Origin of the sequence: Streptomyces sp. NPDC016562, from assembly GCF_043076955.1 — a bacterium.
GTDB lineage: Bacteria > Actinomycetota > Actinomycetes > Streptomycetales > Streptomycetaceae > Streptomyces.
Genome location: NZ_JBIBRZ010000010.1, coordinates 111,243 through 135,817, shown reverse-complemented (window position 1 = coordinate 135,817; position 24,575 = coordinate 111,243). Strand labels below are relative to the sequence as shown.

The 24,575-nt window shown below is 69.6% G+C and carries 20 protein-coding genes and 4 pseudogenes; 12 read left to right on the top strand and 12 right to left on the bottom strand.

The window, feature by feature from the left end; genetic code table 11:
• Positions 1-174: 174 nt before the first annotated feature.
• Positions 175-438, bottom strand: coding sequence for a LysR family transcriptional regulator (locus tag ACF059_RS31000; RefSeq protein WP_392063731.1), 264 nt, complete (start codon positions 436-438; stop codon positions 175-177).
• Between the two features lie 119 nt (positions 439-557).
• Between ACF059_RS31000 and ACF059_RS30995 the strand changes: the two genes are divergently transcribed.
• The 4 genes from ACF059_RS30995 (at position 558) to ACF059_RS30980 (ending at position 3,967) form a co-directional block, all read left to right on the top strand.
• The gene (locus ACF059_RS30995) at positions 558-1,286 is read left to right on the top strand and encodes an SDR family NAD(P)-dependent oxidoreductase (protein WP_392063729.1); all 729 of its coding nucleotides are present in this window, start codon (positions 558-560) and stop codon (positions 1,284-1,286) included.
• A gap of 36 nt (positions 1,287-1,322) precedes the next feature.
• Entirely contained in the window at positions 1,323-1,532 is a 210-nt protein-coding gene (locus ACF059_RS30990; RefSeq protein ID WP_392063726.1) for a 4-oxalocrotonate tautomerase family protein, read from the top strand.
• A gap of 183 nt (positions 1,533-1,715) precedes the next feature.
• Positions 1,716-2,441 carry a dienelactone hydrolase family protein gene (locus tag ACF059_RS30985; protein ID WP_392063723.1) on the top strand — a complete coding sequence of 242 codons (726 nt, stop codon included), beginning with the start codon at positions 1,716-1,718 and terminating at the stop codon, positions 2,439-2,441.
• 737 nt (positions 2,442-3,178) lie between these two features.
• Entirely contained in the window at positions 3,179-3,967 is a 789-nt protein-coding gene (locus ACF059_RS30980; RefSeq protein ID WP_392063720.1) for a hypothetical protein, read from the top strand.
• 161 nt (positions 3,968-4,128) lie between these two features.
• Here the strand turns inward: ACF059_RS30980 and ACF059_RS30975 are convergent, their stop codons facing one another.
• Entirely contained in the window at positions 4,129-5,214 is a 1,086-nt protein-coding gene (locus ACF059_RS30975; RefSeq protein ID WP_392063717.1) for a hypothetical protein, read from the bottom strand.
• A gap of 512 nt (positions 5,215-5,726) precedes the next feature.
• On the opposite strand from ACF059_RS30975, the pseudogene ACF059_RS30970 reads away from it, so the two are divergent.
• A pseudogene (locus tag ACF059_RS30970) lies at positions 5,727-6,340 on the top strand (IS5 family transposase); the annotation flags it as partial.
• Positions 6,341-6,761: 421 nt separating this feature from the next.
• Here ACF059_RS30970 and ACF059_RS30965 read toward each other — a convergent pair.
• Together ACF059_RS30965 and ACF059_RS30960 are read right to left on the bottom strand one after the other, a co-directional pair.
• Positions 6,762-7,355: a hypothetical protein gene (locus ACF059_RS30965; protein ID WP_392063714.1), complete on the bottom strand. Its 594-nt coding sequence runs from the start codon at positions 7,353-7,355 to the stop codon at positions 6,762-6,764.
• Positions 7,356-7,835: 480 nt separating this feature from the next.
• A pseudogene (locus ACF059_RS30960) lies at positions 7,836-8,026 on the bottom strand (IS5/IS1182 family transposase); the annotation flags it as partial.
• A gap of 275 nt (positions 8,027-8,301) precedes the next feature.
• Between ACF059_RS30960 and ACF059_RS30955 the strand changes: the two are divergent.
• Together ACF059_RS30955 and ACF059_RS30950 are read left to right on the top strand one after the other, a co-directional pair.
• Positions 8,302-9,668: pseudogene (locus ACF059_RS30955) on the top strand (ATP-binding protein).
• On the top strand, positions 9,665-10,741 hold the full coding sequence (locus ACF059_RS30950) for a tetratricopeptide repeat protein (protein ID WP_392063711.1): 1,077 nt from the start codon (positions 9,665-9,667) through the stop codon (positions 10,739-10,741). The pseudogene ACF059_RS30955 and the gene ACF059_RS30950 overlap by 4 nt, the downstream one beginning before the upstream one ends.
• A 482-nt stretch (positions 10,742-11,223) precedes the next feature.
• On the opposite strand, the gene ACF059_RS30945 is transcribed toward ACF059_RS30950, so the two are convergent.
• Both ACF059_RS30945 and ACF059_RS30940 read right to left on the bottom strand, forming a co-directional pair.
• The gene (locus ACF059_RS30945) at positions 11,224-12,117 is read right to left on the bottom strand and encodes a GyrI-like domain-containing protein (RefSeq protein WP_392063708.1); all 894 of its coding nucleotides are present in this window, start codon (positions 12,115-12,117) and stop codon (positions 11,224-11,226) included.
• A gap of 229 nt (positions 12,118-12,346) precedes the next feature.
• Positions 12,347-12,727 carry an FKBP-type peptidyl-prolyl cis-trans isomerase gene (locus tag ACF059_RS30940; RefSeq protein WP_361950030.1) on the bottom strand — a complete coding sequence of 127 codons (381 nt, stop codon included), beginning with the start codon at positions 12,725-12,727 and terminating at the stop codon, positions 12,347-12,349.
• A gap of 695 nt (positions 12,728-13,422) precedes the next feature.
• Between ACF059_RS30940 and ACF059_RS30935 the strand changes: the two genes are divergently transcribed.
• Positions 13,423-14,730 carry a phytase gene (locus ACF059_RS30935; protein ID WP_392063705.1) on the top strand — a complete coding sequence of 436 codons (1,308 nt, stop codon included), beginning with the start codon at positions 13,423-13,425 and terminating at the stop codon, positions 14,728-14,730.
• A 474-nt stretch (positions 14,731-15,204) separates the two neighbouring features.
• On the opposite strand, the gene ACF059_RS30930 is transcribed toward ACF059_RS30935, so the two are convergent.
• Together ACF059_RS30930 and ACF059_RS30925 are read right to left on the bottom strand one after the other, a co-directional pair.
• Positions 15,205-15,786, bottom strand: coding sequence for a hypothetical protein (locus ACF059_RS30930; RefSeq protein ID WP_392063702.1), 582 nt, complete (start codon positions 15,784-15,786; stop codon positions 15,205-15,207).
• A 308-nt stretch (positions 15,787-16,094) separates the two neighbouring features.
• Entirely contained in the window at positions 16,095-16,547 is a 453-nt protein-coding gene (locus tag ACF059_RS30925) for a MarR family winged helix-turn-helix transcriptional regulator (RefSeq protein ID WP_392063942.1), read from the bottom strand.
• A gap of 298 nt (positions 16,548-16,845) precedes the next feature.
• Here ACF059_RS30925 and ACF059_RS30920 point away from each other — a divergent pair, with 298 nt between their 5' ends.
• The 3 genes from ACF059_RS30920 to ACF059_RS30910 all read left to right on the top strand — a co-directional run bounded on the left by ACF059_RS30920 (position 16,846) and on the right by ACF059_RS30910 (position 19,056).
• Positions 16,846-17,916, top strand: a complete 1,071-nt coding sequence (locus tag ACF059_RS30920) for an alkene reductase (RefSeq protein ID WP_392063699.1) — start codon at positions 16,846-16,848, stop codon at positions 17,914-17,916.
• Between the two features lie 207 nt (positions 17,917-18,123).
• Positions 18,124-18,474, top strand: coding sequence for an alpha/beta hydrolase (locus ACF059_RS30915; protein WP_392063696.1), 351 nt, complete (start codon positions 18,124-18,126; stop codon positions 18,472-18,474).
• Positions 18,475-18,801: 327 nt separating this feature from the next.
• Positions 18,802-19,056, top strand: a complete 255-nt coding sequence (locus tag ACF059_RS30910; RefSeq protein WP_392063693.1) for a hypothetical protein — start codon at positions 18,802-18,804, stop codon at positions 19,054-19,056.
• A gap of 313 nt (positions 19,057-19,369) precedes the next feature.
• On the opposite strand, the gene ACF059_RS30905 is transcribed toward ACF059_RS30910, so the two are convergent.
• Complete coding sequence (locus ACF059_RS30905; RefSeq protein ID WP_392063689.1) at positions 19,370-19,690, bottom strand: hypothetical protein; 321 nt, start codon at positions 19,688-19,690, stop codon at positions 19,370-19,372.
• Positions 19,691-20,668: 978 nt separating this feature from the next.
• Here ACF059_RS30905 and ACF059_RS30900 point away from each other — a divergent pair.
• The gene (locus ACF059_RS30900) at positions 20,669-21,037 is read left to right on the top strand and encodes a hypothetical protein (protein WP_392063687.1); all 369 of its coding nucleotides are present in this window, start codon (positions 20,669-20,671) and stop codon (positions 21,035-21,037) included.
• A 100-nt stretch (positions 21,038-21,137) separates the two neighbouring features.
• Here ACF059_RS30900 and ACF059_RS30895 read toward each other — a convergent pair.
• The 3 genes and pseudogenes from ACF059_RS30895 to ACF059_RS30885 all read right to left on the bottom strand — a co-directional run.
• Positions 21,138-21,220: pseudogene (locus ACF059_RS30895) on the bottom strand (VOC family protein); the annotation flags it as partial.
• Between the two features lie 131 nt (positions 21,221-21,351).
• On the bottom strand, positions 21,352-22,383 hold the full coding sequence (locus ACF059_RS30890; RefSeq protein ID WP_392063684.1) for a hypothetical protein: 1,032 nt from the start codon (positions 22,381-22,383) through the stop codon (positions 21,352-21,354).
• A 1,060-nt stretch (positions 22,384-23,443) separates the two neighbouring features.
• Positions 23,444-23,866: an STAS domain-containing protein gene (locus ACF059_RS30885; protein ID WP_392063681.1), complete on the bottom strand. Its 423-nt coding sequence runs from the start codon at positions 23,864-23,866 to the stop codon at positions 23,444-23,446.
• Positions 23,867-24,575: the final 709 nt, after the last annotated feature.

Below are 24,575 nucleotides of genomic sequence, written 5' to 3'. Positions count from 1 at the left end.
GTCGGCGCCGTTGACCAGGTCGGGGAGCAGCGCCGGAATCGGGGGGTCGTCGGCGAGGGCCTCGATGCGCACGTCGATGTCCGCCTCCCCCGCGCGGAAGGCGCGTAGCACGGGCGGCAGCCACGGGATGGTGGTGCTGCACTGCGCGGTGTACGGACCCGCCGACCGCGCCCGTCACGCATCTCCCGCAGGTCGCGGGAGGCCGACTCCAATTCGCTGAAGATCTGGCGGGTGGGGACCAGCAACCGGCGGCCCGCTGCATTGGGTGAGGCGGCGGCCCCTGCGGTCGAAGAGCTGCATGCCGAGGCGGGCCTCCAACCGCGTGAGCCGCTGGCTGAGGGCCGACTGGCTGACGTACAGCCGCTCGGCGGCGGCCCTCAGGGAGCCGGCTGCGGCGGTGGTGTGGAGGAGCTCCAGGTCACGCAGGCCCACATCCATAACCGGGGGTTATCACAAGCTCCAATATACGTCGTGGTGTTATGGGTTGGGGGTCCATAGGTTCTGAGGTGCCAGCCGGACGGACCAGTTCGGCAACCCCGCCCCGAAAGGCACCCGCCATGACCACTGCTCTCATCACCGGTTCCTCCAGCGGCATCGGACTGGACATCGCCCGGGCCTTCCTGGCGAGCGGCGCGAACGTCGTCCTGAACGGCCGCGACGCCGACCGCCTCGCCAGGGCCGCCGCCGGACTCGGCCACCCGGAACGCACCGCGTGGGTCGCGGGCAGCATCGCCGAGCGGGAGACCGGCGAGGCCCTCGTGCGTACGGCTCTGGAGCGCTTCGGCCGCGTCGACGTCCTGGTCAACAACGCCGGCACCTTCGCCCCCAAGCCCTTCACCGAGGTCACCGAGTCGGAACTCGACGGCTTCCTGACCGGCAACCTCAAGGGCACCTACCTCACCACCCAGGCCGTGGTACGAGCCCTGCGCACGCAGGGCGAGGGCGGCAGCATCGTGAACATCGGCACGGTCCTGGTGGACCACGGGCTGGCCGGCTTCCCGGCCAGCGCGCCAGTGGTCAGCAAGGCCGGTGTCCACGGGTTGACCACGACCCTGGCCGCAGAGCTGGCAGCCGACGGCATCCGCGTCAACCTCGTCTCCCCCGGCATCATCCGCACCCCCCTGCACGAAGGTGCCGACGTGGACGCCTTCGGCGGGCTCGCCCTCCTCAACCGGGTCGGGGAGGCCTCGGAGATCGCCGAGGCGGTGCTGTACCTCGCGGGCGCCGGCTTCGTGACGGGCCACGCACTGCGCGTGGACGGCGGCCACGTCACCGGCCGCTCCTGACCACTCCTCACCACCCTCTCCGGAAGGACTTCCGCCGTGCCGTACGTCAACGTCAAGATCACCCGTGAGGGCGCCACCGCCGCCCAGAAGGCCGAGATCATCGCCGGTGTCACCGACCTGCTGGTCAAGGTCCTCCACAAGGACCCGGCGACCACCTTCGTCCTCATCGACGAGGTCGCCCTCGAGGACTGGGGCGTGGGCGGCGTCCCCACGGACGAGTACCGCCGCCGCCAAGCCCGCGGTTAGGCATGCCTTTCGGATCAGGCCGGACCAGCCCCCGGACGCCGGGGGCCCGGCATGATCCGAAAGACACTCCCTAACCCGCCTAACGCCGCCGTCGACCGGGCTTCATTTCAGGCGGAACTGGCTGTTCTGCAAGCGGCAGAACACCGGCCGGACCGGGCTCGTTGATCGCTACCGTCCAGTCTCATGACGACGATTACGACGCGCACGGTCGAGTATCCGGCCGACGGTTTGACGATGATCGGGCACCTCGCCCTCCCGGCCGGTGTCGACCGCCGGCCCGCGGTGCTGCTCGGACCAGAGGGCATGGGGCTCAGCGACGTCGAGTGCCGCAGGGCCGATGCTCTCGCCGAGCTGGGATACGTAGCGCTGGCCTTCGACCTTCACGGCGGGCGCTATTTGGGTAACCCCGAGGAGATGCTTTCCCGCTGCATGCCGCTGCTCGCCGACCCCGACCGGTTGCGGAGCATCGGCCATGCGGCGCTCGACGTGTTGTGCGCCGAACCGCGGACCGACCCCGACCGGATCGCCGCCATCGGCTACGGCACCGGAGGCGCCATCGCGCTGGAACTCGGGCGCGGCGGCGTCAACCTGCGCGCGATCGGGACAGTCAACGCGACTACCACGGGCCGACCGGGCGAGGCGGCGCGCATTCGCTGCCCGGTGTGGGCCGGGGTCGGGTCGGAAGACCCGATCATGCCGCCCGCGCAACGGAACGCGTTCACCGCTGAAATGCAGGCCGCGGGCGTCGACTGGCGCCTCACGGTCTACGGCGGCGCCCTGCACGCCTTCCACCACCCACCGGTCGACCACCCCACGGTCCCCGGCGTCGGCTACCACCCGCAGCACGCGCAGCGAGCCTGGCGCGACGTCCTCGACCTGCTCACCGAGTGCCTGCCCGTAACGGAGTAGCCGCTTCTGCCCACGTTGCTGTCGTGGGCACACAGGCCGCCCAGAACGCCCGTCGCGTGGCGAGCGGGGCTGTCGCCGGTGTGCAGCTGGTGAACGGCCTCCTCAGCAGACCGGCAGCGCGGACACCGCGACACCGATCGGAAGAACCTGCGGCAGCGCCGCACGCTTTGGGGCGGCGTGCGCTGCCGCGGCGGGGGGCAGAGACAGGGCGAAGGCAGCGGCGGCCGCAGCGGCGCCCCGCATAAGCCAGATCATCACCCGGTGGTTCTACCGGCCGCCCCCACACACGGCCGACAGGGCCGGAAGTAGTGGCTCACTCCCCCGGACCCTCCCCTTCACCGCTGAAACGCCACTGCATTCACGGACGCACCGAAGGAACAAGGCTTCTGCTCGCAGCCAGCACTGGGCAACGGAGTCCGCCGCGGGGTGCCACTCCAGGCCGGGCCTGCTACCTCCCGCGTTCGACGCACCAGGGCACCGCGATCAGGCCGCCGCACTCGTACCGACGGCACCCACATTCCTCGCCGGACCCGCCGGTCGCGGTAGAGCGACGTGGATGTGCAACGCGAGCCAGGGAAGGTGTATGGTCCGCACTGTTTGAACGTGTTCAAGAAGCAAGGTGGGGGATCGTCGTGAGTGATGGCATCGGGACAACAGGACAGCGGCCCACTGACACCGCCTGGAGCGCCACTGCGCCCGGTGCGGAGACAGTGGGGGGAGGGTTGCTCTTTTGCGCCGTGTTGTACGCATGGCTCCTCTCCTTCGCCGAAGAGCCTTACAACAGGGGCTTCGGTGGTGGCATCGCTGCGCTCTTCTGGCTGGTCGTGCTGTTCTTCGGAAGCCCGTTCATCGTGCTCGCGCTGGGCTTCGCACACAGCCTGCTCTTCACAACGCCGGTGATGACGGCCTCGAACTTCGCGGGTGTGCGCAGCCGGATGGCCGCGCCGTACTGGGCCCTGCCGACGCTGATCGTCCTCACCCTTGGCTACGCCGTACCGATATCCCTGCTCAGCGGCAGCTCGTACGTCGCCACGCTCTGCTGGATCTCGGCTGTCGGCGTACCTCCCGTGGCGGTGGCGGTGTTCGCACGGATGCGGCAGGTGCCCAGGCGCACAGTGCGGCGCTACGCGCTGGCGCCCCTCGTGGCCGCGGTGATCGCCACCTTCTGCCTCGGTGCAGCGGCGCCGGCGTACCAACCGCCGGTACTCGAGCGCGCCGACTACGTCGGCGCATGGGCGGGCGACGGGGTGATCCTGGAGCTCGGCGCCGGCGGAGAAGTGACGGCGAAGGTGCTGCCGGTCCACGACGGGTTCGAAGTCGTGGACCACTGCTCGGGACACGGGACGTGGGCGCCCGCGGAGGCGGAGTACGGGCGTCGGGCGGGCGTGGCCCTGGCCATCCCCGACTGCAAGGAGGCGGAGCTGAGGTGGGAGGTGGCAGGGACTGAGCCGCGGCCGGAGCTGTTCGTGCTGATGGGCGACCCGGACGCCGGAGAGGTGGCGGTCCTGCGCAAGCAGGCGGGGTAGCCGGTACGAGTTGAGGGGCTGCCGATCTCATTGCACCTTGGCCCGTTCGTCTCCCGGCCGGCAACCGGCAGACTGCTGGGCAGGCAGCATCAATCAAGCGACCGTCCACTGCTGGCCGCCGGGCTCAGCCGGAGGGCGATCGGCACCGGCTCTCTGGAAGGTCAGGCCAGCGGGGGCCAGGGACCGGTGAGCAGGCGTTCGACCTCCGCGATGATTGCTCCGGCCAGCTGCTCGGATGTGCCGTGCCGGATCGCCTCCCAGTCGTTGTACGCCTCGACCTTGTCGACCAGCGGCCGAAGCGACTGGGGCCGGGCCAGTGCGCCCCAGCCCTCGTACGCGATCACGTCACCGCCGGCCTCGGCGGCCAGGCTCCCGTTCACGATCAGCCGGAGCCACCAGCGCACGAGTTCCCAGCGTGCCGCCTCCCAAGGAACGTCGGTGTCATCGGCGGGAAGGCCCTCGGTCAGGCCCAGTTCGGCCAGTACCTGGTCGAAGAGCGCACCGGCGCTCTCCTGTTCGGCACGCGGCAGGCCGGCGAGCAGCGGAAGCGACTCCGTCTCGACTTCGAGGACCAGCGCTGTGAGGGCTGCCTCGATCAGCTGGTGCGGGTAGTGCTGTCGGCCGATCAGGCGCTCCAGTGCCAGCATCCGCAGACACTCGACGGCCTCCTGCGCGCTGACGGCGTAGGGGGCGTACGGGAGGGGCGCGGCGACGTCGGTGCCGGGGCCGCCGTGGACGAAGTACGACCAGAAGTCGACGGTCGCACGGGCGGGGAGGCTGCTGGCCCGGCCGGTGAACTCGTTTCGTATGTAGTCGGCGAGGTCGTTCCCGTAGATGATGATGTCGGTCTGGTGGACGGACAGTACGGGGTGGCCGCATTCGCCCGCCGTGCCGGGCAGGTAGCGGTGGCTGTAGACGGGGACCAGCTGGGGAACGGCGGCCAACTCGGACCGCGCGATCCGCAGCGCCTCGGATGCCCACGGGGGCCTCGGGCTCCAGGCGGGGTACCAGAAGCCGTTGTGCTCCACGTCGAAAAGCACCCCCTCGACCGGGCGGGCAAGCCGCTCGGCCAGGTCCTCGGGGTCGCCGTTCCGCCAGTCGGGCCAGCGTGGCGACCCGTACGGGAGTCCGGCAGCAAGGAAGACCCTGTGGTCCGCCGAGAACGTGAAGCCGAATCGCGCCTCGACCGCATCGAGCTCCCGCTCCGAGAGGCCCGGCCCGATCTGGGCCCGGATCATGCTCTGCATGTCCCGGGCTGCTTCCAAGGTCAGTGCAGGAGGAGACGGTACGGTCATCCCGGCAGCATAGGTGAGCAGTGCAGACGCTGATGCTGTCCTGCCAGCAGCGATGCAGACGCTGGGCGCCATCCTCGATCCCACATCAGGGCTCCCGAAGGGGGCTCACGCCGGGCCTTCGCGGGCGCATGAGACTGGGCCGGCGCTCTGCTACGCCGATCCTCCCCGTGAACCGTTGTTCCCACCGATCGCCCTCGCTGAGGTAGAGAAGGCGGAGCGGCGAATCGGACGCCCAGCTTGCTCCGACAGCAGGCTGGCCTCTCTGACGACGGGCAACCGTCTACTCGGGCACCTCTGCGACTGGCCGCGCGGTCAGCACCGACGAACGGAACCGGACTCAGGATGTGCCGGCGTCGTGGCTCCACCTCGCGAACGGCGGCTGCACGATGGAGTGGCACCCCTCGTTGACTGCGGTCGACAACCCGGTGTTCCTTTACAAGGCTGATGGTTGGGAGCCCACATCGCGGCCTCAAGGCGGTAGCCGGCGTCGGCATGGTGACCGGGAGGTGCTGGCGGCGATTCTGTTCGTGGCTACGTGGGGGTGTATTTGGCAGCAACTGCCCACGGCGTCGTTCGGGCCGTCGGGGGCGACAGCCCACCGGCGGTTCTCCGAATGGACGAAGGCCCGGGTGTGGGCCAAGCTCCACCGCCTGGCCCTCGACGAACTCGGCACCCGAGAGGTCCACTTGATCACGGAGCGGACCGGCCTGCCTCTCTCCGTCGGAATCTCTGGGGCGAACCTCCACGACAGCCAGGCCCTCCAGCCTCTGGTCCGGGGCATCCCACCGATCAGATCTTGCCGCGGACCACGTCGCCGCCGCCCCGGCACGCTCCACGGCGACAAGGGCTACGACTGCGCCCACCTGCGGAGATGGCTGCGCAACCGCGGGATCGGTCACCGCATCGCCCGCAAGGGAATCGAGCCGTCGAACCGGCTCGCCGGCACCGACGGGTCGTAGAGCGAACGATGTCCTGGCTCTCGGGCTGCCGTCGCTTACACCGGCGCTGCGAACGGAAGGCCGAACACTTCCTGGCGTTCGTAGGCATCGCTACAGCCCTCATCTGCTACCGCCGCTTGAAGACGGACGCAAACCGACTCAACGGCTACGGCAAGATGGCTCAAGTGAGCGAATCGACTGAGCAGGCGCAGACCACAGATCGCCTCTGGCAGGAATTCCGCCAAGAGCCGTTCCCCGACAGCCTGCGACATGCCACCTTCGGGGGCATAGACGTATGGCTCCTCGAGTTGGACATCGCCGGCTGCGTTCTTCGCTGGCTCGACAACAGCAGCCCTCTCGACTCGAAGAACAGCATCCTCCTGCAGAGCCGCATCGAGGACCTGGACCGAGTCATCCTTGAGATCAATGACCCTGTAGGAACCCAGTACTGCCAACGGTTGCACCAGCTCGCTGTGCTCGTGTCAAGGAACCTATCCAGCACCAAATGAGATGACGTCTTAGGAGCGTAAGCGTGCATTCGCCTGCTGAATCGCTGTCCGATCAGTTCACAAAGTGGAGTTCAGGTCGGGTCCAGAGGGTGAGGTCGCTGCTGGTGGCGACCGCCAGGGTCAGTCCGGAAGGAGAGAAGCCGGCTGCTCGGAGTTCTGAGTAGTCGGAGTGGAAGATGTGCCACCACGTCCCTCCCGCCGGGCCTTTGTGAGACCCGCCGTCGGCGGAGAGGATGACGCGCTCGTTGGGCCACTCGGGGCTCACTACGTGCAGTGTCCAACCGTCTGGAGTGGTGCTGTGGAGGCCACCCCCGAAGAGCCCGGCGATACGTACCGGCGTGCCCTCGATCGGCCCGAGCCCTGGGCAGGTGAGCTCGGGCGAGGCGTCCGGAGTGCTGGTGTCGAGGTCTGGGTCCCGATCGCGGGCGACCTTCTCGCCGGTGACCGCGTCAAAGAGTCCATGGCCGTCGCTGGACACGACCATGACGAGGTCGTGCCCGCTTTCGGGATGGACGGCGAAGCCAACGCCGAGCAGACCCCCGATGGGGGTTCGGCGGTCCAGCACCAGCTGCCATGGCTCCGGAGCCGGCATGACGGTGGCGTCGATGTAGCGCTCACGCAGCTTCTGCTGGTACTCCGTAATCAACTCGTCTCCCCCGGGACTTCCTGGGTCAAGAGTAAACACCACAAACGATCACAAGATGACAAGGACGACGCGCGTTCGGTGCCAGCGACCCTGCCTGCCTACGGTGCTTCGGAGGGCGGGGCGGGGATACCCGCTCTTCAACAACATCAGCACGAACAGCAACCTCCTCAGCCCCGGAACGACGAACAACTGACCAGGACTTCGGAATCAACGCTCCCTGACGATCACGGTGGGCACTCCGACCTTGTCGTGCGCGAGCAGCCGCGCCACCAAAGCGTTGACCGGTTCGAATGGCGGATGCACCTCCGGTCTTGGCCGGGGAGTGCACACGAATCGCTTGCCCTGCCGCGCCCGCGCCCAGACGACCCGCCGCGTGCTGTGGGAGCCCAGGCAGGCGGCCCCCTCCCCGCTCTTGGCGGGGCGGCGGGATGGTCACAGCGCGCGGACCCTGGCCGGCCATGCGGCTCTACGGCGCAGGTGGGTGTACCGGTAGTTCTTCGACCACTCGGCGGTGGCTTGGTCGCGGGTGGGCACCAGGGTGTCGTCGAGGATCGGCACGGTGGCCTTGGCGAACCGCTTGCGGGGCGGAGTGTGATGGACGGCCCGAGGTGGTCGGTGATCGGGTCCGCAGCCGACTTCGAGACACCGAGCAGCGGGGCAAGCTGCCGCACGTGAGGCTCGCCGGTGGCGAGGACGCGTCCAGGCCTAACGGGAAGCCGGTCTCTGGTTCTTCGAGCCGGAAGTGCGGCCGGGGCCGGGCCTGCTGGGTTTCGGTGCACGGGCTGGCGCCCGTCTGCGCGTGCAGGTTCCTGAACCTGCGGCGGACACGGGCAGGGGTGAGGCCGCCGGTATTTCCGAGCGGCGGCGCAGGTCTCGAGGGCCTCGGTGATCCACCGCACACCACCCCGCCTGGACTCTCGTCGGCGGCTCCGAGTAAACATGGATCATGCCGGAAGCTTCTCCCGCCCCTGAATCCCCGCTGATACAGAGCCTGCGCACAGCCGTGGCCGCTGCCCCTGGGGATGTCCCTCTGCGGCTGCACCTCGCGGAGTTGTTGCTCTCCGCGGGTCTGCACGACGCCGCAGTGACGGAGGTGGCGGCGGCCTTGCAGCATGCTCCGGGGGACGCGGCGGCGCGGGAGTTGATGGTGCGGGCGATGGGGATGCCGGCAGCCCCCGTGCCCGCGGCCGAGAACACCTCCACGGGCGCTGATCCGGTGTCGTCCGGCGAGCCGGCCGCGTCCGCCGTGTCGGCGGCGCCGGCGGATCCGGCGGATCCGGCAGGCGCCCCCGACGAGTCGTCCCGTCGCGCCGGGTTCGACTGGCGGGCGGCCGAGCAGGAGGTCGACGGCATCGTCGAGCCTCGCTTCGTCGAGCCCCGCTTCGTCGAGCCCCCGCTCAGCGCCTGCGACGACCCCGGGGACGCCGCTGCCTGGGAGGTGTCCTCGCCCGGCACCGTGCGGCTCGCGGACGTCGGCGGCATGCAGGAGGTCAAGGACCGCCTCGAAGCCGCGTTCCTCGCGCCGATGCGCAATCCTGAACTGCGCAAGCTGTACGGCAAGAGCCTGCGCGGCGGGCTCCTCCTCTACGGTCCGCCCGGCTGCGGCAAGACCTTCATCGCCCGCGCCGTCGCCGGCGAGCTCGGCGCGAGCTTCCTGTCCGTGTCCGTCAACGACGTCCTCGACATGTGGATGGGCAACTCCGAACGCAACATGCACGAGGTCTTCGAGACCGCCCGCCGTCAGGCGCCCTGTGTCGTCTTCCTCGACGAACTGGACGCGCTCGGAGCCAAGCGCAGCCGTACGCAGCACAGCGGCATGCGCAACACCGTCAACCAGCTCCTCACCGAGCTCGACGGCATTCACTCCGCCGCCAATGAAGGCGTGTTCGTCCTCGCCGCCACGAATGTCCCCTGGGACGTGGACATCGCGCTCCGGCGCCCGGGACGGCTCGACCGCACCCTGCTCGTCCTGCCGCCCGACGCCACCGCCCGCGAGGCGATCTCCGCTACCACCTGCGCGAACGTCCCATCGAGGCAGTCGATCTGGGACGTCTCGTCAAGGTGACGGACGGCCTCTCGGGTGCCGACCTGGCCCATGTGTGCGAGTCGGCGGCCGAGAGCGCGCTGCTCGACTCGGTACGCACCGGCCTGATCCGCATGATCGGAACCAAGGACCTGCTCGACGCTGCGAAGTCGGTGGTCCCATCGACCGAGCCGTGGTTCGCGGCAGCGCGGAACGTGGCGATGTTCGCCAACGAAGGCGGTATGTACGACGACTTGGTGACGTACCTGAAGAAGAGGCGGAAGCTGTGAGCGTGAATCCGGTGGTGGCGCGCGCCGGTGCGCTGCAGGCGGCAGAACGGTTCGAGGAGTCCAAGGCCCTGCTGGCCCCCCACCTCGCCGAGGAGCCGGACGACGAATGGGCCTGGCAGCTGCTCGCCGTCGCCCACGAGAGACTCGGCGAGTACGAGCTCGCGGAGCGGGCGGCGACCGAGATGCTCCGGATCTCGCCCGGGCACGTCGGCGCGCTCATTCTGCTGTCCCGGGTGCTGCTCCGCCAGGACAGGCCGTCCGAGGCCCGGGTGGCGGCCGAGGAGGCCGTCCGCAGAGCGCCCGACAAGTGGTCCTCCCATTTCGCGCTGTCCGGCGTGCTCGTCGCCTATGCCACGGCCCCGCCTGCCGATCACGAGCGGGCGTACGAAGCGGCCCACGAGGCCGTGCGCCTCGCCCCGCAGGAGCCCGACGCGTACCAGGCCCTGTGCTTCGCGGCCGTACGCACGCAGCGTCAGGACGTCGCGAAGCGGGCGCTGGTCGAATGGCTGCGCCTCGACCCGTCCAACGAGACAGCACAAGCCATGCACACCGACGCGATGGCCAACACCCCGGACGTTACGGCCGCACAGGCCGCGGAGATGTACTCCGCGGGCCTGGCGGGTGCACCCCAGTCCCCGATGCTGCGAAGCGGCCTCGACCATGCCACGTACCGCCTGCTGCGGGGAACACGCTGGCTCGCGCTCGTCTGCCTGGCAGCTGCAGGAACGATGATCGACCTCTTCGCCACGGCCAAGGACCCGACCTTGCGGGAGCTGCCGGTACCGCTCGGAAACCGGATCTGGGTGCTGATGGTCATGGCCGCGATCTGGGGCTTCGGCGCGTTCTTGCGCTACCGCCGGCTGCGTACCGGAGTGCAGCTGAACATCCGGTCCCTCGTACGCGGTGGCCGTTGGGCCCGGATCGTGCTGGGACAGGCTGCGTGGACCATGCTCTGCGCACTGCTGATATCCCAGATTCCGTGGACCGATCGAAGTGTGCCCCAGGTCCTCTTCTGGGCCGGCTTGGTGGTGCCGCTGTCGACCATGGCGTACGACCGCAGGAAGACCGGGTAAGCAGCGCTGCGACCCGAACCGCGGATCCCCCGGACTGCCCCATGCCAGAGCGCCCCGGCGGGGTCCACACGTAGGCGAGGGCGAGGGCGGCCGCGACATCCGTCGGCGGACGCATCGCCCGGTTCTTCTTCGTCCAACGCGCCCAGTCCGTCCGAGACGGCCGCGTGCTGTCACGTACGAGTTCCTGCACGCCACGTTTGGCGAGCGGTCGTCGTACGACCAGCAGCAGTGGGCCGGACTTCGCGCTGTCGGTCTCGGTTCACCGCAGCCGTGCCGAGGGCGGCCGACGGCTGGAGATCCGCTGCCTCAGGGGTGGATCACGCGGTGGCGCTCCTGCCCGACGGCTCGCCCGTCCGGGAACCGGTGACCCGACTGCTCGCCGACATGCTCGGCAGGGACGGCTCGGGCACCCTGAATTCGGACGTGGACGTGGACGTGGACGTCGCCTGCCCGCCCGATAGGCGACGTCCACGTCCCGGTCTTCACTCCCCCGTGCTCGCGCTCACCCGTTCGACCGGGATCCACAGCTGGGAGTCCGTCTCCGCGCCGATCTCCACCGGCTGCGTCCGCAGCAGCTCCGGGCCCGGCCGGCTCGCGTACGGGTTCGAGGGGAACCACTGCGTGAACACGTCGCGCCACAGCTCCTGCAAGGCGCTCGGATACGGCCCGTGGTTGTCGAAGACCGCCCAGGCCCCGGCCGGTACGTCAAGGGCGTCGAGCTCCTCGGGGGCCGCGTCGTGGCCGGTGACGACACCGATCCAGTAGTCCACCTCAGCGCCCTCCTCCCGGCTGTCGGTCAGGTGCACCACCGCCGACAGGACCCCCGCCGGCTCCCCGTCGGCCAGCTTCTTCATCGTGACGATCGCCTGCTCGTCCAGGCTCTCCACGTGGGCCGCGGCCGCCGCGTTGACCCCCTCGTGTACGAGGGGCACCCGCGCCTTCCTGCCGACGACCCGGAACGCTTCCCTCTCGACGATCCGATACCGCATGGTCATACTCCCTTCGACGACGACACGGAAGGACATGCGCGGCTGCGCCGTGAGCGTCGCACCCGTGCGCCGGGCCTCGCCCGGCCCGATGCCGTGCACCGACCGGAACGCCCGGGCGAACGCCTCGCCCGAGCCGTACCCGTAGCGCACGGCCACGTCGAGCAGCGTCCGCTCCCCGCCCAGCACCTCGGCCCCGGCGAGCGTCATGCGCCGGCGCCGTACGTACACGGAGAGCGGCATCCCGGCGAGCGCCGAGAACAGGCGCCGGAAGTGGTATTCCGACGTCACCGCGATCCGGGCGACTTCGACGATGTCGACCTCCCGGCCGGCCTCCGCTTCGAGGCAGCGCTCGATGTGGTCGAGCGCCTCGTTGAGCTGTTCCAGCACGGGTGCGTGTCCTTCCCTCTGATGTCTTCACCGTACGAATCGCCTCCCTGCCGGGGCCCGATGATCCGTGCCCGGAACGATCGGGTGATCGCTTGCGGATCGCTCGCGTCACGAGCCCGGAGCGACGGGCACCGCTGCTACGGGAGGCGTCGGCTGCTGCGGCTTCGGCAGATCCTGCTCACGCTGATGCGCCGCTGTCACCAAAGGGGCGGCCGGGCAGCAGGAGGCCTCAGACAGCGACCGAGAGCAGGTCCACCACGAAGACGAGCGTGGAGCCTGCCGGGATCAACGGCGAGGGCGACTGCTTGCCGTAGCCGAGACGCGGGGGAACGATGATCTCGCGTCGGCCGCCGACCTTCATCCCCCTGATCCCCCGGTCCCAGCCCTTGATGACCCGGCCGCCGCCCACGGCGAACTTGAACGGCTCGCCCCGGTCCCAGGAGGCGTCGAACTCCCTTCCGGACTCAAAGGTGACCCCCACGTAGTGAACCCGGACGACCCTGCCCGGCTTCGCCTCGAGCCCGTCCCCGACGACGAGGTCCCGGATGGTCAGCTCGGTGGGAGCATCACCCTCCGGAAGGTCGATCTCGGGCTTCGTCAGTTCACTCATCGCAGCCTCATTCACCCTCCGCCGGAAGCCCTCGTACGGACCAACCGGACGCATGGTCACTCCATGCAGTAGGTGATCACGCTATCGGGCATGCTGATCTCGCGGAGTGCACCCCACCCACCGGAGTACGGCACCTACGGCGGACCCAGAAGCCAGACGCGCGGGCCGTGGGACGCAAGGGCCTTGAGGGCCTTGAGGGCCTCCAGCAGTACATCGCAGGGGAGGGCGCCCTGCCGGCAGCTCTGGCCGAGCTGGGGGGTTGGACTGGGCCGTCTCGCTGATCGCGGGGCAATCACCCCGGTCGTCGTCGAATGCTCGCGTACAACAGGGCGGGGAGGTGAGGCGCGTACGGTCCGGATGCCGTGTGCGGTCACGGCTGCGGCCGGGTTGCGCGGCCAGCGGCTCGGTCTCCCACGCGGTGATCCGCCGTTCGTGCTCGGTCGCCAGATCAGATGAGCGGGTATCAGCGGCGGCCGTAGTCATGGGCGTTTGGCGAGGCGGGCGGCGGCCCGACCCGAGCCAGGCGGTTGCCACGTCTCCCCGGCCGCGGGCAGGTGTGACCGGCACGGCCAAAGATCGTTCACCGGACGTACACCAGGGTCCGGTGTTACCTGCCGTGCGACGGTTACCGTACCGACACTCTCCGCAATCAGGCTGCGCGGGTCCATCCCCCCTTTTTTGCAGAGAAGGCTTGCATGAATCGCTCCACCATCGTCCGATCAGCCGTGGTGGCCGTGGCCGCGGCTCTCGCGGCGGCGCTGGCCGTGCCCGCCCAGGCCCACGACCGCGTGTCCGCCGACACCCTGCCGACCGTGACGCCCCGCGCGGAGACGCCGGCGCTGCACGACGACGACGAGGGCGGCAATGCCGACGCCGACGACCCCGCCATCTGGCGCAACGCGGCGGCCCCCGACCGCAGCCTCGTCGTCGCCACCGCCAAGAAGGGCGGCCTGCGCGTCTACGACCTCGACGCGAAGCTGGTGCAGTCGATAGCCGCTCCCCCCGCCGCAGGCGAGGACGACGCCCCTGGCCGGTTCAACAACGTGGACCTCGTCCACGGCCTTCGGCTCTCCTCCGGGAAGGCCGACCTGGCCGTCACCAGCGACCGCGGCCACGACCTGCTGCGCTTCTACCGCATCGACCGCGACCGCGCCGGCGGCCCGCTGACCGACGTCACCGACCCCGCCGCACCGCCCGTGTTCTCCCAGGACCAGGCCGAGATCAACGACCAGCGCACCGCCTACGGCCTGGCTACCTGGACAGACCCCGCGACCGGCAAGTCCTACGCCCTGGTCAGCCGTCGCGAGCGCACCAGCATCGCCCTCCTGGAACTGCTTCCGGTCGCGGACGGCAAGGTCACCTACCGCAAGGTGCGCACCCTGGACCTGCCCTCCTCCTTCCGGCTGCCCAACGGCACCTCGTGGTCCCCGTGCGGCGAGCCCGGCGAGCTGCCGCAGGTCGAGGGCATGGTCGTCGATCCGGCCAACGGCATGCTCTACGCCGGCCAGGAGGACATCGGCATCTGGCGGATGCGCGCCGACCTCACCGGCACGCCGAAGCTGATCGACAAGGTCCGCGAGTACGGCGTTCCCGGCGTCTACGACGAGGAGACCGAGGAATGCACTCCGGGCGCCGACCCCGGCTTCGGCGGCACGAAGATCTCCGCCGACGTCGAGGGCCTGACGCTGCTCACCGAGTCCGACGGTGACGGCTACATCCTCGCCTCCAGCCAGGGCGACAACACCTTCGCCGCCTACGACCGCGAGCTGGAGGACGCCAACGAGTACGAGGGCGGCTTCCGGGTCACCGCCGCGAACGACATCCTCGACGGCTCCGAGGAATGCGACGGCGCCGCCGTCCTGAACGCCCCGCTCGGCTCCAAGTACCCCAACGGCCTCCTCGTCGTCCAGGACGGGCACGACGCCCCGGGCGACGGCGACCGCGCCGCGACCAACTTCAAGTTCGTGGACCTCGGCAAGGTCATGAACGCCCTCGACGACTGACCGCTCCCTATGGGCGGTCGGCATCCCGACACGGCAGGCCCTTGACGTCGCGCGGGGACCTCGGGTCCCCGCGCGACGCGCCGACCGGGCAGGGTGGTCGCAATCGCGACGGGGCGGCCTCGTCGGCGGGCTGTGCGATCACGGCTCGGATTTCGCGCCGACGCCGAAGGCCGGTACGAGAGCGCGGAGCCGGACTGACGGGCCGTCGTCGAGTGGACACCCGGTATGCAGCACGAACAGGATGCCCGCACCGCTCCATCAGGACCTCGACCCGGGGAATCGTGCACGCGGTCGCGCGCCACCGCGAACCATCGGCCAGCCTCACTTCGACGTCGATGTCGTCCACCGACTCCCGCTCCTCGTCGGCATCCGGCAGCAAGGCGGCCTCGAACTATTCAGAGCGGATGCGGTACCAGGAGGCCGTCCCGGCTGCCCGGCTGTGCGCTGTCGCGCATCGGGCGAATATGCGGGGCATCAGCCGATGCGGACGGTGATCTCGGGGAGGGGTATGTCGGCCAGGTTCAGCTGGAGCCCGGTCAGGGTCAGGTAGGTCTGCGAGTCGGTCAAGGCGGAGGTGGAGGACGGCGCCTGGGTCTTCCCGCGCGTGCTCACCAGCAGGTACCAGCCGCCGCGCTTGTAGCTGCGGGAGGCGTCGGGGCGGTCGCCGTTCGGGTTCAGCGTCCATCCCTGGCGTTCGAGGTCGGCGCAGATCGCGTTGATCTCCGACTGTGCGGCGGTCTTCTCGCGGACGGCCATCCAGCCCGTCCTGTTCGAATCGGCACCGGCCGGGGCGGTCGGGCGGCCCTGCGCCGGGTCGAGGCCCGCCGCGCTGACCGCGGTCCGGATCACCTCGTCAACGGCGTCCCGGGTCAGGGGCGGTGACGTGGGTTCCGGTGTGGGCGCCGCCGTTGAAGGGTACGGCGTGGACGTGGGCGCGCCCAGGTGGATGCGCCCGTCGTCGGCAATCTGGATGCGGTTCGGCAGGACCACGGCGGCCAGACTCACGACCAAGGTCGCGGCCAGCCCGATCCACACCCTCTTCAACAGCGCGTTCAACGCGAAACTCCCCCCGAATGATCAACAGAGGGAGTCTCACACATGGTGCTCCGCGTCCCGTAGCCTTTTCCCCTCCTGAACCGTGCACGACAAGCAAGTGAGACGCGGGTGACGCAACCGTCGGGCGCAATATCGCCGGCGTTCCAGTGCCTGAAAGAGGTCCACTGGTAGCCGGTCCGGGCCTCCGCCACGACCGGCAGTGCGGTCACCGCGGCACCGATCAGCAGAGGCGTTGGCCCGCCACGGCGTGAGGGCAGGTACTGACGGCGTCATCAGTCCCGGCCACCTGGTCGTGGGGGGGCGCCTTCTTACTCTTCGGGTGCGGCCGCGCTCTGGACGAGGTTTTGTTCCAATCGCTGTAGTACGTCCAGGGCGGCGGTTCGCTCGTCGGCGCTGAGGTCGCTGGTAGCGGCGGCTTCGAGTTCGGACCAGGTACGTTCCACTTCCCGCCGCAGGGCGAGGCTGGCGGCGGTGGGCTCAACGATGACGGCGCGCTTGTCAGTGGGCGAGGGGCTACGGCGTACGAACCCGGCGTTCTCAAGGCGCTGGACGGTGCGGGTCATGGTGGCGGCGTCGGAGTCGATCAGGCGTACCAGGTCGGTCTGGCGTTGGGGGCCGAGTTCCCACAGTTGCATCATCACCAGCTCCTGGCCCGGATACAGGCCGACGCGGCGCAGGAGCTGCCCGGCGATCATGCGGTGCAGGCGGGCTACGCGGAAGATGGCGTGACTGATCGGGCCCGCGTGGGCGGATGACGGCACTGGCACGGTCGCCGCGCTGACTGCCGCTGGGTCTGTCGCCCGCCCCTTGGCCTCGCCCGAAGGCGGATGTGTCACGACTGCGCATCCTTCCCATGAAACTTGCCCGAGCAGCTACCAGATCAGTCTGCCATGCCCCCCACCCACGCGCCGTCCATGCCGGTGCGACACGACCGTTATGGCTGTGATGTGGATCACCACAACCCAGGGGAATGCTCCTTCCCGAGGTTTAGTTGTTCGGACAGTTAATGCGCCGCGGTTCATGGATGTCCGGGGCGCGTCCGTTGGTGAAGGGAACGACATGACTACTGCATTCGACCCGATCGACCTGGGATCCGTGCGACTGGCCAACCGGGTCGCCATGGCGCCGATGACCCGCAGCCGGGCCTACGGTCCCGGTGCGAGCGCTACGCCCGCTATGAGCACCTACTACGCGCAGCGGGCGGGCGGCGGGCTGATCATCACCGAGGGCACCCAGCCCTCAGCGGTGGGCCAGGGCTACCCCGACACTCCGGGCCTGCACTCCGAGGAGCAGGTCGCGGCCTGGCGAAAGGTGACCGAGGCGGTTCACCGCGAGGGCGGAGTGATCTTCGCCCAGCTGATGCACACCGGCCGCATCAGCCACCCCGCTCTGCTGCCCGACGGGCTGCACCCTGTGGCGCCTTCGGCGGTGGCGGCCAAGGGTCAGGTGTTCACCCACGAGGGCCCCAAGGACTTCGTCACTCCCAAGGAACTCAGTGAGGCCGAGATCGGCGAGACGATCGCCGACTTCGCGGCCGCGGCCCGCAATGCGATAGCCGCGGGCTTCGACGGGGTGGAGATCCACGGTGCGAACGGCTACCTGATCCACCAGTTCCTCGCTCCCAATGCCAACCAGCGCACCGACGGCTGGGGCGGCTCCGTCGAGGGCCGCATCCGCTTCGGCGTCGAGGTCGCCGCCGCCGTGGCCGTGGCGATCGGAGGCGAAAGGGTCGGCTTCCGCATCTCGCCCGGCAACCCCTACAACGACATCGCCGAGGACGATCTCACCGCGACCTACGCAGCGCTGGTCAAGCAGCTGGCGCCGCTGAGCCTGGCCTACCTGCACGTGCTCGAAGGGCCGCACCGCGACCTCACGCTCCAATTGCGCAAGGAATGGCCGGCCGCCTTCATCCTCAACCCCTTCACCCACCCCGACACCACCGGCCCGGACGCGCTGGAACTGATCGAGGACGGTACGGCAGACATGATCGCTTTCGGCGCGCTGTTCCTGGCCAACCCCGACCTGCCCGCCCGCCTCGCCGCCAACGGGCCCTACAACACCCCCGACCCCGCCACCTTCTACGGCGGGGACGAGCGCGGCTACACCGACTACCCCACCCTCACCGCCTGACATGTTGAACGCGGGGGGCGCTCAGCCGTCCCCCCACCGGACGCGGACCCAGCGGGGCCTGCAGCACCAGGCATTCGCTCGTACCCACCGTGGCGAACCTGCCGCTGCGGCACCGGCGAGACGAAGAACGGGCCAACAAAGCAGGAGCCATCGCGCCGCCCCGGCCCCGGGGCGGCGCGACCCGCCTGCGCTTTGAACGGCGGCCGGGTGAGCGTCAAGGAACGATCACCCAAGCAGTACGCGACGCGCCTCGCCTCTCGCGGGGTCGCGGCACTGGCCTTCGTTCCCCGGTACTTCGGCGAGAGCGGCGGACAGCCCTGCCAGTTCGAGAAGCCCACGGCCAAGGCCCAGGATGTGCGCGCCGCCATCGACTACACATCCACCCGCCCCGATCTCGATGCCGGCCGGCTGTCCGTCCTGGGGATCTGCCAGGGCGCCAACTGGGCCATCGACGCCGCCGTGGCCGACCCCCGCATCCGACGCCTGTCACTGGTGTCGGGTCACTTCCTCTACCCGCCGGCGGCCGACGCCTTCTTCGAGGTCCTGTTCCAGGGCTGAACCACCGCCGTCGAACGCATCGAAAGCGGACGTGAAGCCCGCGAGAGGTACGAAACGACCGGCAAGGTCGACTACATCCCCATCGTCGGCACCGCGGACGCGCCGGACTGTCTGCTGCCCCCCTCCCCACCTACCAGTTCTACATCCGCTGGGCCGACCGCGGGCCGGCGTGGCGCTGCCACGGCCTATGGGAGAACCGCATCGCCGAGATGGGTTAGGAAGCCCTCTGGGGGCACCGTGCGGACCAGGCCGTCCAGCAGCTCCCTGGTAGTGGTCGGCGACAAATCGGCCACCCCTCCCCCGCACGTCCAAGCCCTCCTGGACGGCATGCCCAGCCCCCACGAGCTCCGCCACCTGGGCGCGATCGACGCGCACGTCCAGTTCTACGATGACCCCGAACTCATCGATTGGGCCGCAGCGGAGATCATCGACTGGCATCTCATGACCGAAGCCGGCCAGCTTCTGCGGCGAGATCGCGAAGCCGTCCGGGCCCGGAGTGGTGATGTCGCATCCGGCGCGACGGAACATGCCCTCGATGCCGGCCGGAGTGGTGGCCCTGTCCCCCGCACATCGACCAGGTAACCGGCACCGGTGCTGGACACCTACCTGCCTCTGCCCATCGCGGAGTTGGCAAGGTAGCGCGCCCGCGTGCTGGAGGAGCCGCAGCCGCCGACCGCGTGACGGGGGGGCGCAACGTCGTTGGACGGGTGCGCTCTCCGAGCCGGGCCTCGGGGACGCCATGGCTGATCCCCCGGGGCCCGTCTTGAACGGTCGTCGGCATGCGAAGTTGCGCTGACCGCCCGCCAAGCTGACTGCGGTGAGTGTCTTCCCGGTCCGGCGCGGTCGCCCCCTGTGTGGGTACCGATGCCAGAGAGGGGAGCAGGCAGTGGACGGATCAGCGCGAGGAACCAGCCATACGTCGCAGGGCTCCGACGCTCGACCAGGCGCTGACGAACGCCACGAGTCCTCCGATGACGAAGGCCACGTTCGCGGTGGTCGAGTTCTCGGACTTCTGCTCGTCCAGATTGTTGGTCCCGGTCTGGTGGCTGCCTGAGTAGCTGACGCAGGTGTCGCCCGCTGACATCGTTTCGCCGCCGCAGTCTGCGGGCGAGCTATTGATCTTGTACGCGACGAAGATGATCGCCGCGCCGATAGCCAGGAAGAAGAGACTCGCAAAGAAGTCCTGGGCGGGCGTGTTCTCTCTGGTTGACGTCATGGCGTTCAGCCCTCCATGAACGCTGCTGGAAGAACACGGGCGTTCCCGATCAGACAGGCAGGTCCTGGTCCGGGGTCGAGTGGGGTGAGGCGCAGGAACGTCATGGGGAATCCTTCCGTCGAGGAGGCTCCGGCGGGGGTGAGCTGCCGCGAGCCGGACGTCCCGATGGTGGTGTCCCGCGCCGCCCGGCCGACAGGCCACGCCACCGGCCATTGGTGACCGGCAGCCGAAAGACCCGCGGTCCGCGCCCTTCCCGGGCCGCCCGGCGCCCTGTACGTGGTCGTGGCGAGCTGCTCGGGGGGCGTGGACGTGGCCTGTGCGACGTCCCGGTGCCGGCTGCGGAACGTGGGTCCGAGGCAGCGCTGGAGCGGGACCGACGTGGCGGAACTGGTACACCTCCCCGTCTGACGCCGCACCTCCCCGCTCATCGGCATCGTCGAGGAACGCGGCGGCGCTCGCCCCACCCACCGCCCGCCGGACTCGACGGCCTGGCAGCCCAGGTTGCCGTACATCCGGGACGCAAGGCCGGCAAGGCCGTGCCCGGCTCGGTCGGATCGGGCGAGCCCCTGTCCCGCCCAGCGAACCAGACTGCCTCGTACGGGGAGGCGAACGGGCGGAGGCGAACGGGCGCCGGGCGGAACCGCCCGTGTCCGTACAGCTGCCTGCGATGCGGTCAAGCCGCGTCCACTGGACGGCTGGTGGTGCGACGAGTACCCCTTCGCCTCCACGCGCGAAGGCGCCGGGCTCGGCGACGGCGCCGGCTACGACGGTTACGACGGCAGCGCAAGTCGTGCTCGGGATCACCGCAACCGAGCCGCCAGGGAGGCGGCCGGGAGCCGCCGACTCCCGGCCGGCGCGCCGCGGCTCGAAAATACGTGCACCTTCAGGCTGGAAACCCGCTGTCCGGAGCCGATTACGACACGTAGTAATGGGTTCTCGGCCTGACCGGCCGTCCGTGATGAGAAGGAGCCACCACCCATGACTCGCTTTCGCACCACATCCATGGCCTTGGCCGGCGCGGCTGCGATGTTCGCCCTGACCGCTGCACCCGCCCAGGCCGCTCCCGGTGACGTCACGACCTCCTGCTCGAGCGTTCTCACCCCGACCGGCTACGTCGACGTCAGCTGGGGTTACAGCAGCAGCTGCGGCACGCAGAGCTTCAGCCCGAACATCAAGCAGATCAAGCAGCTGACCGGACTGCCCGTCGGCACCGTGGTCCAGGCATGCGCCTCCACCTACCAGCCCGCCGGTTGGATCCAGACCAGCTCGTACTACAGCAGCAGTTGCGTCTACTCGTCCACCCCCAGCTTCTTCAACAACGCGTGGCAGCTGAAGCGCGTCTCCTGATCCGGGGCGGGCACGGCCTCGGACATGAACGGCCGAGCGGCTCGGGATCAGGACGCAGGTGGTCAGCGGGGCTGCAGCCGGTTGTTGGCAGCAGGCAGAATTAGTTGCCCTCCGGACCGCCAGGACATACCAGTTCTCGGTGCCGGTCTCGCCGATGTCGGCGGGCCTGGCACCGAGGGCGAGTCCCGCGTGGCCCGGCCGAGGCCTTGGTCGACGTCCATCTCCCGGAAGGTTTCAGGCCCGTGGATGTTGCTGGCCAGTTGGCATCCCCCCTCGGGCGGCCAGTTCGAGCGGATCTACCTCGCCGCAGACGGTTATTCGGCGTTGGTGCTCGTCCGGCAGGCGGGACGCGTCATAAGCCAGTACGAGCGAGCCGCGATGGTCAGGGCGATGCCGTAAACGGCGAAGGCGACCAACCCGATCCAGCCGACCAGCAGGGCGTCGCCCGAAGAGTGGAAGTCGCCGCGCCGCATCGTCACCACGCCGGCCGTGGCCAGGGTCAGGTATCCGACCCCCACAACGCCGTACGGGGCGAGCGTCGCAGCGCCGAGCAGAGCCGGCACGAGCGGGAGCCAGCGCGGCACCCGTCGGCCGCGCAGGAACAGCGTCCAGCGCGGGAAGACCCGCCCCCACGGGCGGACCAGGCCCCAGAGCAGGAAAACGCCGAGCACGGCCAGCAGTACGGTGGGGTCCAGGCCCCAGGACTCCAGGGTGAGGAAGATGCCCGAGGCGCCGTTCCGCTCTGAGACCGCGAGCATCTCCTCGCCGGTGATCCCCGCGAACGTGCCGCCCGACGCCCAGACCAGCTTCATCGCTGCGTACGGGGCGAAGGCCAGCGTGCCGGCCCATGCGGCGAGTTGGACGTGATCGGGTGAGGTGGGCGGCGCGCGTACGGCAGTACCGGCGGGCCGGTGGTCGGACCGGGCCGTGGCCGCCAGCAGAAACGCCCCGCCCGCAGCCAGGGCCTTGTTGGCGGCGGAGGCGCGGTTGTCCAGTCCCTGACCGAACATCAGCGTGATCACGTCCATCAGCAAGCTGAATGCCGTGATCCCGGCCAGGCTGCAGACCACCCAGAGAAGCACCCGTAACGGTGGCAACAACCCGAACAGCAAAACCGCCCCGCTGACCAACGTCCCCAGCACGCCCACCGCGACGACGGCCCAGCCCAGTCCGGAGGCACCTGAGTCACCGCCGTGGGGAAACAAGGAGGTTTCGCTCAGCACGCACGTCAGGCCGAAGCCGGTATACAGCACCGCCCACAACGTCGTTGCCCAGGCCACCCAGCCCGGCCATCGCTGCCACCAGGCGCTCCAGAGCGCCTTCATCGTTCGTTCCGCACTGGTCATGTTCTGAACGTCGCATCGACCTCGGCACGGTGGCGTCGGCCGCCGGAACGATCTCCCTCCCCCAGCCGGGTGAGCGACCTCTGAGGCCAAGGTATGAGTTGCGGAGTGCGACGTGTCAACTGGCGTCCGTGGGGAGTGCGTACCGGCCGCTATCACATCGACAATGCGTCCTGGACAGCATTTTCAGCAGGAGAGCGGGGCGCGCCCAAGGAGGAGTTCGGAGCCTGCACTGGCTATGAGGGGTTTCAGAACGTCTGTTGGTCAGCCATACGAACGCCTCGTTCCAGTTGATTCCCCAGTGGCACGGTGCATCTGCAAGGGTCCGGGTCATGGACGACGCCACGGCAGGCGGTGTTGGCCGTTTGGGAGGTTGGAGCCGCCGCCCGGCGGCGGCTAGGCGATCACGGCGGCCCTGCCTCGCCGACCCACCCCGAATATCACTCGCTGTGTTTATCGGGCTCCATATTGGAAACGCTGAGTAGCCACAAGCTGTAGAGGTCAAGGCGAAAGGCGGGACTCATGTCCGTGAGTATCGGAATCATCCTCGTCGCAGTGATGGCGGTCATCGCTGCGATCGCGCTCGCCCCGGCGGTGGCGCCTGCGGAAGCCGACCAGGCCGCACCCCGGTCCTGCGACGAGGAGGCCCGCGGGACTGGCCCGAGCAGGCGTCCTTCCCGTCGGCTGCGCAGCGTCCCACCGCAGCGGACCGGAGACCGCGGGCGAAGCATCGGCTGACCGATGGTCCTGCGCCGGGTCACCGTCCCTCGCTGGGTGGCGGTCGCTGGTGATGGCCAGGGCGGGTCCGGGCGGGGCGGGGTCAAGAACCACTCAGGACAAGGGGGTGGGCCCGTGGCCGTCACGGACCCACCCCCTTGTCCGGGTCAGGCCATGCCGGGCAGGGTGAGGGCCGGGGGTGCCAGTGGACAGTGGATCAGGTTCCTGCGGGGTGTACGCCGACGCGGCTGGCTCAGCCTAGGCCGGCGGCGGCGCGGCTCGCGGGGTTCCCAGTGCAGCAGGAGGACCGCCGCGAGCATCGGAGTGCAGGTCAGGAGTATGAACGTCATGACGTTGCCGCCGCCGTCAGTGAGCCGGCTTGGGCCGGCCGCTGTGTCGTCGCGGCGGCCGCGCGCAGGAGGCGCTTCACGGCCCGGGAACGGTTCGCGAGCCGGAGTCGGCGCCCGTGCCGGGGCCACCCGTCCAGGACGGCCAGGAAGCCGGAGTCGGCGAAGGTGACGCGGCGGGTGTCCAGCACGAGACCGGTGTAGCCGTCGTCCGCCGCGGAGGCCAGGAGCGCCCGCAGCGGGGCGGCACTGAAGTGGTCGATCTCGCCGGCGAGGCGGACGATCAGGGTGGAGCCGAGGGTGGTGCAGGAGTGGACGACTATGACGCCGGGCTCGGTGTCCGCGCCGGAGTCGTGCACGGTGGGCGGGACCTGAGTGGGGAGATCGGCGGACAGTATCGGGGCGGTGCTTGAGGTACTCACGTCCCCCTCAACGCTTCCCGCCCGGTGCCGGGACACGAGCGAAGCGTCCCTTTCACCCCATGCGACCAGCACCGATCCCCCACAGGGGGAAAGATTCCACCCGGATGAGGCAGTCGGGCGCCTGCCAGACGACCGGCATCACCCGGCGCTCTCCCTCCTCTCCCGCTGGGTGTGGGGATGGGTGCTGACCGCGGACTTCGCCGCCTCAGGGCAGGTTGCCGGGCCCTTGCGGCCCTCACCATAGGCGCTGCGGCCCCCAAGATCCTGCAGCAGTCGGCGAAGCGAGGGCTTCCACACCCAGCGGTTTCCGCCCCACCCGTAGAGCCCGCCGCCGTACCAGCACCCCTGCTACTTCATCTCAACGGCCGGCGGCTCGGGGAGATGACGACGCGCCAGGGAGTTGTATCGCGGCTTGGTCGCTCGTCCCGCGGACCGATCCGGCCTCGCCCAGCAGGCCTCGCGCAGCAGGCCCCGCTCGGCAGGGCGGCGCACTCCCGCCGTTTAATCGCTGGCGGGAGGTCAGTTGGCGTGCTTGAGTGTGATGGCGACCGCGCCCCCGATGCGCCCGGCTGCGGCTACTTCCTTCTGACATCCAAGTGATGCCGCCGCCCCTTTTGATCTCGGGCGGCGCGGCCGCACCTCGCCCCGGTGGACCTCTTGGCCGGGGCCGTCCGTTCTCTGGATCCGGGGGGATTCACTGCCTCGCTAC